We start from the raw sequence: 10,264 nt of genomic DNA on the forward strand, positions 1-10,264 counted from the left end.
TGGAACCGATTCACGAATGCGTGAGATCAGATCTCCGAGAAGCGATAGAGCGTGACCTGGCGATAGGTTTCACCGGGTCGAAGGGTGGCCTTGCTGAAGCCTGGCTCGTTGGGCGCGTTGGGGAACACCTGCGGTTCAAGACATAGACCGCCATGGGCGCCAAAGCCACCGCCTGCGAGATAACCGCCGTCGTAGAATTGGAGCCCGGGCTCGGTCGAGAGCACATCGAGGCGCGTGCGGCTTTGCGGGCCTTCAAGGCTGGCGGCAAGGCGCGGTTCGCTCTGGCGTTCTTTGCTCAAGACAAAATTGTGATCGTAGCGTTGGCCGCGCGCACCCACGGCGGTGGGTGTCCGGAAGTCGAAGGCGGTGCCGCTGACATCAGCGATGGCACCGGTCGGAATGAGATCGTCATCGACCGGCAGATAATGGTCGGCCGGGATCGTCAGGCGATGCCCCAGAATGTCGCCGCTGCCATCGAGGTTGAAATAGCTGTGGGTGGCGAGGTTGATGATGGTCGGCGCGTCGGTCGTGGCGGTGAGCGTGATGCGCACGTCATTGCCGTCGAGGCTATAGGTGCAGTACGTCTGAAGCGTGCCCGGGTAGCCTTCCTCGCCATCTGGCGAGACGAGGGTCAGGGTTACATGGGTGTCGTCCGCCTCGACGATGTCCCAGTTGCGATGCGCGAAACCGCGCATGCCGCCATGGAGATGCGTGCGCCCGCGTTCATTGCAGGGCAGTTGATAGCTTTTGCCATCGAGCGAGAAACGCCCGCCGGCGATGCGGTTGGCATAGCGTCCGGCGACGGCGCCGGCATAGACGGCGTGGGTCAGGTAATCGGCAATGTTTGCAAAGCCGAGGACACGCGGCCTGCCCTGAAAGGTCAAGCCGTGGATGCGCGCGCCATGGGTAAGGATGCTTAAGCCGAGCGCCCCGGCGCCAAGGCGTATCTCGTTGACCGTGGCACCGTCATCCATCTTGCCGAAGGGAGCGTGTGCCATCGGTCACCTCAATGGGCGTTGCGGAAGGCGTCGGCCAGGGCCGTGGCGCACTTTGCCATTTCGGCCATCGCCATGCCGGGCTTGTAGACCGACGTGCCGATGCCAAAGCCGTTGGCACCGGCCTTCATATAGGCAGCGATGTTGTCGGGGGCGACACCGCCCACTGGCAGCAGCAGGGTCAGGGGCGGCAGGACCGCGCGCCAGGCCTTGACGGCCGTGGGCGGCAGCAGCTCTCCGGGGAACATCTTCAAGGCATCGGCGCCGGCGTCGAGCGCCGCAAAGGCCTCGGTCGGGGTTGCGACACCGGGCGCTGTGGCGAGGCCCTTGGCCTTGGCGGCACGAATGACTTCGGGCACGCAATTGGGCGAGACCATCAACTTGGCGCCGGAAGCCGCGATGGCATCGACCTGGGAAACGTTCAGCACCGTGCCGGCACCGATCAGCAGATTGTCGCCCAAATCCTTGGCGCGCTTCACCATGCGCTTCAAGGTTTCCAGCGCATCTGGTGAATTCAGCGGCACCTCGATCACGCGCCAGCCGGCGGCATGCAGCGTCTCGACGGCGCCCTCGGCATCCACCGGCGTGATGCCGCGCAGGATGGCGATCAGCGGCAGATCGCGGAGCCAGGGTCGAAGGTCGGTCATCACGCTACTCCGTCTGCTTGCCGAATGAGGCCCGCTTCGCGCGCGATGGCGAAGAGGGCGGGCGGCAGGATGTCGTCGCTCTCGACCCGGTCGAGCGAGAGGCCGCCGTGACGGGCGGCGCGGTCATAGGTTTCGAGCAGTTTGGCCGAGCCGATCGCGGTGACCGTCGTGCCGGCATTGTGGACCTTGAGCCAGCCCAGCGCGTCCTTCATCTCGGCACCGATGAGGAGTCCGGAGAGATAGCTGGGTGCCTCGGCCGGTGCGAGGCGCGCAAACAGCGAGAGCGAGCGCACCGTGAAGAGAAGATGGGTGATGACCGGCGCGTCGGTGGCGAAGCCCGCCGCAAATCCGCGATCGAAGGCGGCGCCATCGAAGACGTCCTTTTCTTCCGGCCCCGGCATCACCTGCGAGAGGCTGCCGCCTTTCCGGAGATGCGCAAATAGCTCGCCGGTCATATAGGTGCGGAAGTCGGTCAAGATGCCGTCTTTGAGGATCGCCCATTTGGCATGGGTCCCGGGCAACAGGAAGACGCCGTCGCGTTGCCCGCGGGTGAGGAGGGCGCCCAGCATCTGGCATTCCTCGCCGCGCATCACGTCGGCGCCATTGGCCTCGTTGCGGGCGGCACCCGGCACGATGCGCACCGCGTTGCCGGTAAAGTCCGTGATCTCGGTGAGACGGCCGCCGATCCTGGTCAGATCGACGGGGGTTTCGAGATACTGCGCCTCGCGCCAGCCGGCGCGGCTGCCGACCATGCCGGCCATGACGATGGGCGCACCACCCTGCAGCCAATCGCCGGCGAAGGCCCGCAGGGATTGGGCAAAGGCGCGGTCCTTGATCGCCAGCAGGCCCTGGTCATCGGCCTTGGCGGCGAGAACCGCGCCACCTTCGCCCAACGCCCAGGCGCGGCGGTTGCTGGTGCCCCAATCGACGGCGATGCAGGCGATGTTCGCTGCCATCGCTGTCAGAGCGTCTTCACGCCGCCGATGAGGAATTCGTCATTGGCGCGGGCGCCCAGCGGGTTGCGCAAGGGCGCACCGAAGGCCGGCGCCTCGATCTCGAACACGTCGCCGGGCTGCGTCACGATGCCGTCGCCCACCGACAAGGTCGCCGTGCCGAAGAAATGGATGTGAAGATCGCCCGGGCGGCGGAACTGGCGATATTTGAAATGGTGGAATTCGAGATTGGCGATGGTGTGCGACATGTTCTTCTCGCCGCTCACAAACGCTTTCTTCCACAGCAGCTTGCCGTCGCGATAGATGCGGCTTTCGCCCTCGACGCTCTCAGGCAGGTCGCCCAGCAGCAATTCCGGACCGAAGGAACAGGCACGCAGCTTTGAATGCGCGAGATAGAGATAGTTCTGCTTTTCGGTCACGTGGTCGGAATATTCGTTGCCGATGGCGAACCCTAAACGCCAGGGCTGGCCGTCCGGCGCATTGAGATAGATGCCGGCTACTTCCGGTTCCTCGCCGCCATCCAGCGCGAAGGCGGGGAATTCCAGCGCCGCGCCGGGTTTGGCGATACAGGCGCCGTCGCCCTTATAGAACCATTCCGGCTGCACGCCGGGCTGATCGCCTTTGGGCTTGCCACCCTCGAGACCCATCTTGAACATCTTCATCGAGTCCGTGAGGGTCTCGGCGGCGCCAGCCACATTCTGGTGCATCTTGTCGCGCGTGTCGGCGGAACCGAGATGGGTGAGGCCGGTACCGGTCACCAGGCAGTGTGCCGGGTCCGGATGGTCGACAGGGGTGAGGAGGGCATTGGCGGCGATGAGGGCCGCGTAATCCAGCACCTCGCCATCGCCACGGCCGATGACTTCATTGGCGAGGCTCTTGATGTTGCCGACCAGGGCCGATTGCGCAAGATCGATGACGCTGGCGGCATTGGGGACCGTGATGGCCTTGGCACCTTCGATGCGCGCGACGCCGCGCTGGCCGTTGCGGCTGAACTGGATGAGACGCATGTCGCGGATCCTTTACGATTTCTTCTTGTAGTAGACGTCGATGCAGACGGCGGCCAGCAGCACCAGGCCCTTGATGACCTGCTGCAGATCGATGCCGATCCCTAAGATCGACATGCCGTTGTTCATGACGCCCATGATGAAGGCACCGATGACGGCACCGATGATTTTGCCGACACCGCCGGAGGCCGAGGCGCCGCCGATGAAGACCGCGGCGATGACGTCGAGCTCGAAGCCGAGACCCGCTTTCGGCGTCGCCGTGTTGAGGCGGGCGGCGAAGATGAGGCCGGCAAGACCGGCAAGGACGCCCATATTGGTGAAGGTGAGGAAGGTCAGGCGCTCAGTGCGAATGCCGGACAAGCGCGCTGCCTTCTCGTTGCCACCCAGCGCATAGATGCGCCGGCCGATCGTCGTCGAGGACGTGACGAAGGCATAGAGCACGATGAGGGCGAACATGACGATGAGCACGTTCGGCAGGCCCTTATAGGAGGCCAGCAGATAGGAGAAGAGCACGAAGCCGGCGGCGATCAGCAGGTTGCGGCCGATGAAGAACAGGGTCGGCTCCTCCGCCGTGCCATGTTTCGACTGGTTCTGGCGGTCGCGGAAATTGAAATAGATGACCAGCGCCGTGACGACGATACCGATGAGCAGCGAGAGCGTGTTGAAGCCTTCGGGCGCGAAGCTGGGCAGGAAGCCCGAGCTCAGCAGCTGGAATTCCTTAGGGAAGGGACCAACCGACTGGCCATGAAGGATGTAGAGCGCCAGGCCCTTGAAGACGAGCATGCCGGCGAGCGTCACGATGAACGAGGGAATCTTCAGATAGGCAATGAAATAGCCCTGTCCCGCACCGATGGCACCCGCCAGCACCAGACAGAGCACCGCGGTGATGAGGAAATGCACATGGAACTGGACCATCAGCACCGCGGCGACGGCACCGATGAAGCCGACGACCGATCCGACCGAGAGGTCGATATGGCCCGCCACGATCACCAGCAGCATGCCGAGCGCCATGATGACGATATAGCTGTTCTGCAGAATGAGGTTGGTGAGGTTGACCGGCCTGAACAGGATGCCGTCGGTTGTGATCTGGAAAAACACCATGATCAGGATCAGCGACAGCAGCATGCCGTATTCGCGGATATTGCTTTTGATGAAGCGCGACAGGCTGGTCGTCGCATGCATCTCGTCGGTGGCGCTAACTTGGCTCATCTCAATCTTCCCATGACTTCATGATGGCGCGCATGATCTTCTCCTGCGACGCCTCCTTGGCCGGCATTTCGCCCACCATGCGACCTTCGTTCATCACATAGATGCGGTCCGAGATGCCAAGGAGTTCCGGCATTTCCGAGGAAATGACGATAACGCCCTTGCCGGCATCGGCCAGGCTGTTGATGATCGAATAAATTTCGTATTTTGCACCGACGTCGATGCCGCGCGTGGGCTCGTCGAGGATGAGAATCTCCGGCTCGGTAAAGAGCCATTTGCTCAGCACCACCTTCTGCTGGTTGCCGCCCGAAAGGTTGACGGTCTGCTGGAAGACGCTGGAGCAGCGGATGTTGAGATCCTTCCTGAACTTGTTGGCGACGGCGAGTTCACGCCCATCGTCGATGACGGCATTCTTCGAAACGCCGTTCAGATTGGCCAGCGTCACATTGCGCTTGATGTCGTCGATGAGCACCAGGCCGTAATTCTTGCGGTCCTCGGTCACGTAAGCGAGGCCGTTTTCCATCGCCTTCTGGATGGTGCTGACATCGACCGTCTTGCCGTGCAGCTTCACTTCGCCGCTGATGTTCTGGCCATAGGCGCGGCCGAAGATGCTCATGGCAAGCTCGGTGCGGCCGGCGCCCATCAGCCCGGCGATGCCGACGACCTCGCCCCGGCTCACATGCATGTCGATGCCGCGGATCTTTTCCTTGTCGGCGTGAACGGCGTCGAAGACGCGCCAGTTCTTCACCTCGAAGATCGGTTCGCCGATTTTCGGCGTGCGCTTGGGGTAGCGGTCGGTCAGCTCGCGCCCCACCATGGCGCGGATGATGCGATCCTCGTCGATCTTTTCCTTGTGGCAGTCGAGTTTGTCGACGGTCGCCCCATCGCGCAGGATGGTGATGGAATCGGCGACCTTCAGAATCTCGTTGAGCTTGTGGGAGATGATGATCGAGGAAATGCCCTGCGCGCGGAATTCCATCAGCAGGTTGAGGAGGGCGTCGCTGTCGCTTTCGTTGAGGCTGGCGGTCGGCTCGTCGAGGATGAGGAGCTTTACCTCCTTCGACAGCGCCTTGGCGATCTCGACCAGCTGCTGCTTGCCGACGCCCAGATTGGTGATGAGGGTGCTGGGGGATTCCTTGAGGCCGACCTTTGCCAGCAGCGCCTTGGTGCGGGCAAAAGATTCGCCCCAGTTGATGACACCGTTCTTGGCCGGTTCATTGCCGAGGAAGATGTTCTCGGCAATGGAGAGGAGCGGCACCAGCGCCAGCTCCTGGTGGATGATGATGATGCCGAGCTTCTCGCTGTCGGCGATATCGCGGAAGCGGCGCTCCTCGCCCTTAAAATGGATCTCGCCGGAATAGCTGCCATGGCCATAGACCCCGGACAGCACTTTCATCAGGGTCGATTTGCCGGCGCCGTTCTCGCCGACGATGGCGTGGATTTCACCCTCGCGGACGGTCAGGTTGACGTTGTCGAGCGCATTCACGCCGGGGAAGGTTTTGACGATCCCCCGCATCTCCAGAATGGGCATCGTTAGGGTGGTGTCCATGACGCATCCTCAAACTCGGCCCGGATGCCAGATAGATTGCAGGAAAGCAGCAATCCGGGGAACAAAAAAAGCCGGCCAAAACGCTGGTCGGCCTTCGCATTTTCCCGGGGCAAGCCCCGGTCCTTTATCCGAAAGCCCAGGTTCGCCGAATTAGAACGGGCCCCGCGCGGGCTGGCGCGGGGCCCATCCTAGCCGGCGTACCGGTTACTGGGTGATCTGGTCTTTGGTGTAGTAGCCGCTGCCGATCAGGACTTCTTCCCAATTCTTGGCATCGACCGCCACCGGCTTCAGCAGATAGGCCGGAACCACCTTGACGCCGTTGTCATAGGTCTTGGTGTCGTTGACTTCCGGCTCCTTGCCGCTGGCCATCGCGTCCACCATGTTCGCGGTAACTTTCGCAAGCTCGCGGGTGTCCTTGAAGATGGTCGAGTACTGCTCGCCGGCGATGATCGACTTCACCGACGGAACTTCGGCGTCCTGGCCGGAGACAAACGGCATCTTCATGTCGCCGCTGCCATAGCCCACGCCCTTGAGCGAGGACAGGATGCCGATCGAGAGACCGTCATAGGGTGAGAGCACCGCATCGACGCGCTTGTCGGTGTAGTAGGCCGACAGCAGGTTGTCCATGCGGGCCTGCGCCACGGCGCCGTCCCAGCGCAGCGTGCCGACCTTGTCCATGCCCATCTGGCCGGACTGGACGACCAGCTTGCCGCCGTCGATATAGGGCTGCAGGACCGACATGGCGCCGTTGTAGAAGAAGAAGGCGTTGTTGTCGTCCGGCGAACCGCCGAACAGCTCGATGTTGAACGGACCCTTGCCGTCCTTGACGCCGAGGGCGTCGGTCAGCGTCGTCGCCTGCAGCACGCCCACCTGGAAGTTGTCGAAGGTGGCGTAGTAGTCGACATTGGCCGAATCACGGATCAGACGGTCATAGGCGATGACCTTGACGCCGGCGTCATGGGCCTTCTGGAGAATGTCGGAGAGGGTCGTGCCGTCGATCGCGGCGATGACGAGAACCTTCACACCCTTGGTCACCATGTTCTCGATCTGGGCGAGCTGGTTGGGGATGTCGTCATCGGCATATTGCAGATCGGTCTGGTAGCCCTTTTCGGTGAACACTTTCACCATGTTGTCGCCGTCGGCGATCCAACGGGCCGAGGACTTGGTCGGCATCGAGATGCCGATAAGGCCCTTGTCGTCGGCAAAGCTGTGCGTGCTCAGCGCGAACATGCTGATGGCTGCAGCAGCCAGGAATGTTTTCAAAGATTTCACTGTGGTCCTCCCATCAGAGTTTGTGGTCGATCTTGGTCTTCTTTCGTCCTGCGCGGTCTTTTTTGAAGGCGCATCCGGCAAATAATAGGGCCGCTTGCCGAACGTGCCGCCACACAAAACGGTGATCTTCCGGGTGGATCGATGGTTGGTTCCATCTCGCGCGCCGCGCGCGGGCGGACGGATGTCCGCTCCCGTTCCGGCGAGCTCCTCCCAGAGGACATGTTCTGAGCCGACTTGATTTTCGTCGGACACGGTAGTCTTCTTCTTGATTTGCGGCTTTTATCATACAAAATAATCTGCGGCAACGCTCGTTTGTATGATAAATACCAGTCGCCTGTGGAGGGCAAGAGGGCTTCTGAAGATTGAGGGAAAACGCATCAAGACCCGAGAAATGCGTCTCTCGTCGTCGTAAAAGCCTGACGGCAAATGGGGAGAAATCGGCACCATGAAGGCCAAGACGGCATCGGCTGCTGCGACGCCTGCCATGCGCAGCAGCCTGCACCGCAGCGTGGCGCAGGATATCGGCGCGCGCATCCTCAATGGGGAATTTGCGCCCGGCGCATTGCTGCCCAACGAAGCTGAATGGTGTGCCACCTTTGGTGTCAGTCGCACCGCGGTGCGCGAGGCGATCAAGATGCTGATGGCCAAGGGATTGATCCTGTCGCGGCCCAAGATCGGGTCGCGCGTGCAGCCCCGGGCATCCTGGAACCTGCTCGACCGCGATGTGCTCAGCTGGTACTGCGCTGCAGCAAATCCGACGCATTTCCTGGTGCATATGCAGCAGGTGCGCGAAATCCTGGAACCGGAGACGGCAGCCCTTGCCGCCGGCAACTGGACCGACGAACAGATGGCCGAGATCGAAAGTGCCTTTAACGCGATGGCGGAGGCCAAGACGCTGAGCGCCTGGAACGCCGCCGATGTGTTGTTCCACCAAGCCATTTTGCTGGCGGCCGGCAACGAATTGCTGGTACCCCTCGGCCTTGTCATCGAATCGGCGCTGGGCAGCATGTTCAACTATACCGCCAGCCAGCGCGGCGATATCGGCCGGACCCTGCCGGGGCATGCGCGCATCCTCTCTGCCATCCGTGGGCGCAAGCCCAATGCGGCGCGGCTGGCGGTGCGCCAGCTCCTGCGCGACACCGCCCGTGTCGTCGACCAGGTGACCAGCAGCCCGCAAAAGCGACCGCGTGCCGCCAAGGCATGACGGCACGCTTCAAGTCCCTTAGTTTCCGACCGACCTATTCTTTCGTTCCGGCCCATTCTTTCGTTCTGAACTGACAGGTGATTTCATGGATCTTTCTTCGCTCGGCCGCTATCCCTCGTTGAAGGGCAAGGTGGTGTTCGTCACTGGCGGTGGCTCCGGCATTGGTGCCGCCATCGTCGAATCCTTCATCGACCAGGGCGCCAAGGTCGCCTTCGTCGATGTCAATGTGGAGAGCAGCAACAAGCTGGTCGATGATCTGCAGGCGCAATACGGCGCCAAGCCGCTGTTCTACAAATGCGACGTCACCGACACCAAGGCCTTGCAGCAGACGATCAGGGACATTGCGCGGGAGCTCGGCGATATCGAGGTGCTGGTCAACAACGCCGCCCACGACCAGCGCCACAAATGGCAGGACGTGACGCCGGAATACTGGGATGAGCGTGTCGCCATCAATATCAAGCAGTATTTCTTCTGCATCCAGGCGGTGCTGCCGGGCATGATCAAGAAGAAGGCCGGCTCCATCATCAATACCGGCTCGATGAGCTGGAAAGCCAAGCAAGGCGGCATGCCTGCCTATACCACCTCGAAGGCCGCGACCCATGGCCTGACGCGCGGCATGGCGCGCGATGTCGGCAAGGACAATATCCGGGTCAACACGGTGGTGCCGGGCTGGGTGATGACCGAGCGGCAGCTCTCGCTCTGGGTCGATGCCGAGGGCGAGAAGGAGATCGACCGCCAGCAGGTGCTGGCCGGCCGGGTCATGCCGGTCGATCTCGCGCGCATGGTGCTGTTCCTTGCCGCCGATGATTCGAAGATGTGTTCGGCCCAGGAATTCACCGTCGATGGCGGCTGGGTCTGATCAGGCGTCGGGATAAGTAATCGACAGTATTTCCAGGGTTTCCGGTCCGGTGGGCGTGCGCAGGGTCACTGTGTCGCCCACCGTTGCTTTCAAAAGCGCCCGTGCCACGGGCGAAATCCAGCTGACATGGTTCTTGTCGGCGTCGATCTCGTCGATGCCGACGATGGTCACCGTCACTTCCGACTCATCTTCGCGCAGATAGGTCACGGTGGCACCGAAGAAGACGCGGTCGCGCCGTGTCTGCTTGGCCGGGTCCACCGCCTCGGCCGCCGCCATGCGCTTATCCAGAAACCGCAGCCGCCGATCGATCTCGCGCAGGCGCCGCTTGCCGTAGATGTAGTCGCCATTCTCGGACCGGTCGCCATTGCCGGCCGCCCATTCCACCACGCGCACGATTTCCGGCCGCTCGACACGCCACAGATGGCGCCGCTCATCCTGCAGGCGCGCAAGCCCTGCCGGGGTGATGTAGTTCTTAGATCCGGCCGGGACGGGGTTGGCCTCGTCATCGTCATCTTCGGCCTGAAAGCTGAGGTCGTCGCCTGCCATCGGGACACTCCCTAATCGTCGCGGCGCAC

General features: G+C 62.2%; 10 protein-coding genes. 2 read left to right on the forward strand and 8 right to left on the reverse strand.

All coding sequences use genetic code 11. The features are described 5' to 3' along the window. Positions 1 to 26: 26 nt before the first annotated feature. The 7 genes from SMD31_RS10540 to chvE all read right to left on the reverse strand — a co-directional run bounded on the left by SMD31_RS10540 (position 27) and on the right by chvE (position 7,626). Positions 27 to 998: an aldose epimerase family protein gene (locus tag SMD31_RS10540; protein ID WP_320500788.1), complete on the reverse strand. Its 972-nt coding sequence runs from the start codon at positions 996 to 998 to the stop codon at positions 27 to 29. Positions 999 to 1,006: 8 nt separating this feature from the next. Next, positions 1,007 to 1,642, reverse strand: a complete 636-nt coding sequence (locus SMD31_RS10545; protein ID WP_320500789.1) for a 2-dehydro-3-deoxy-6-phosphogalactonate aldolase — start codon at positions 1,640 to 1,642, stop codon at positions 1,007 to 1,009. Beyond that, positions 1,642 to 2,598 carry a 2-dehydro-3-deoxygalactonokinase gene (locus SMD31_RS10550; RefSeq protein ID WP_320500790.1) on the reverse strand — a complete coding sequence of 319 codons (957 nt, stop codon included), beginning with the start codon at positions 2,596 to 2,598 and terminating at the stop codon, positions 1,642 to 1,644. Before SMD31_RS10550 ends, SMD31_RS10545 begins: the two co-directional genes overlap by 1 nt. A gap of 5 nt (positions 2,599 to 2,603) precedes the next feature. Further along, positions 2,604 to 3,602 (reverse strand): AraD1 family protein, encoded by a 999-nt coding sequence (araD1, locus tag SMD31_RS10555; RefSeq protein ID WP_320500791.1) that lies wholly within the window; start codon positions 3,600 to 3,602, stop codon positions 2,604 to 2,606. 12 nt (positions 3,603 to 3,614) lie between these two features. After that, complete coding sequence (gene mmsB / locus SMD31_RS10560) at positions 3,615 to 4,808, reverse strand: multiple monosaccharide ABC transporter permease (protein ID WP_320500792.1); 1,194 nt, start codon at positions 4,806 to 4,808, stop codon at positions 3,615 to 3,617. A gap of 1 nt (position 4,809) precedes the next feature. Continuing rightward, positions 4,810 to 6,354, reverse strand: a complete 1,545-nt coding sequence (gene mmsA / locus SMD31_RS10565; protein WP_320500793.1) for a multiple monosaccharide ABC transporter ATP-binding protein — start codon at positions 6,352 to 6,354, stop codon at positions 4,810 to 4,812. 204 nt (positions 6,355 to 6,558) lie between these two features. After that, positions 6,559 to 7,626, reverse strand: a complete 1,068-nt coding sequence (gene chvE, locus SMD31_RS10570; RefSeq protein WP_456077529.1) for a multiple monosaccharide ABC transporter substrate-binding protein — start codon at positions 7,624 to 7,626, stop codon at positions 6,559 to 6,561. A 445-nt stretch (positions 7,627 to 8,071) separates the two neighbouring features. Here chvE and SMD31_RS10575 point away from each other — a divergent pair, with 445 nt between their 5' ends. Beyond that, complete coding sequence (locus SMD31_RS10575; RefSeq protein ID WP_320500794.1) at positions 8,072 to 8,830, forward strand: FadR/GntR family transcriptional regulator; 759 nt, start codon at positions 8,072 to 8,074, stop codon at positions 8,828 to 8,830. A gap of 85 nt (positions 8,831 to 8,915) precedes the next feature. After that, positions 8,916 to 9,689, forward strand: a complete 774-nt coding sequence (locus tag SMD31_RS10580; RefSeq protein WP_320500795.1) for an SDR family NAD(P)-dependent oxidoreductase — start codon at positions 8,916 to 8,918, stop codon at positions 9,687 to 9,689. On the opposite strand, the gene greB is transcribed toward SMD31_RS10580, so the two are convergent. Continuing rightward, the gene (gene greB / locus SMD31_RS10585) at positions 9,690 to 10,235 is read right to left on the reverse strand and encodes a transcription elongation factor GreB (RefSeq protein ID WP_320500796.1); all 546 of its coding nucleotides are present in this window, start codon (positions 10,233 to 10,235) and stop codon (positions 9,690 to 9,692) included. Between the last annotated feature and the right edge of the window lie 29 nt (positions 10,236 to 10,264).

Source organism: Dongia rigui (assembly GCF_034044635.1).
Classification (GTDB): domain Bacteria; phylum Pseudomonadota; class Alphaproteobacteria; order Dongiales; family Dongiaceae; genus Dongia; species Dongia rigui.

What these genes read in the sequence shown, in the direction of transcription:
- SMD31_RS10580 (WP_320500795.1), top strand. Translation starts at nt 8,916, where the DNA reads ATGGATCTTTCTTCGCTCGGCCGCTATCCCTCGTTGAAGGGCAAGGTG.
- mmsA (WP_320500793.1), bottom strand. Translation starts at nt 6,354, where the DNA reads ATGGACACCACCCTAACGATGCCCATTCTGGAGATGCGGGGGATCGTC.
- araD1 (WP_320500791.1), bottom strand. Translation starts at nt 3,602, where the DNA reads ATGCGTCTCATCCAGTTCAGCCGCAACGGCCAGCGCGGCGTCGCGCGC.
- SMD31_RS10545 (WP_320500789.1), bottom strand. Translation starts at nt 1,642, where the DNA reads ATGACCGACCTTCGACCCTGGCTCCGCGATCTGCCGCTGATCGCCATC.
- greB (WP_320500796.1), bottom strand. Translation starts at nt 10,235, where the DNA reads ATGGCAGGCGACGACCTCAGCTTTCAGGCCGAAGATGACGATGACGAG.
- mmsB (WP_320500792.1), bottom strand. Translation starts at nt 4,808, where the DNA reads ATGAGCCAAGTTAGCGCCACCGACGAGATGCATGCGACGACCAGCCTG.
- SMD31_RS10540 (WP_320500788.1), bottom strand. Translation starts at nt 998, where the DNA reads ATGGCACACGCTCCCTTCGGCAAGATGGATGACGGTGCCACGGTCAAC.
- SMD31_RS10550 (WP_320500790.1), bottom strand. Translation starts at nt 2,598, where the DNA reads ATGGCAGCGAACATCGCCTGCATCGCCGTCGATTGGGGCACCAGCAAC.
- SMD31_RS10575 (WP_320500794.1), top strand. Translation starts at nt 8,072, where the DNA reads ATGAAGGCCAAGACGGCATCGGCTGCTGCGACGCCTGCCATGCGCAGC.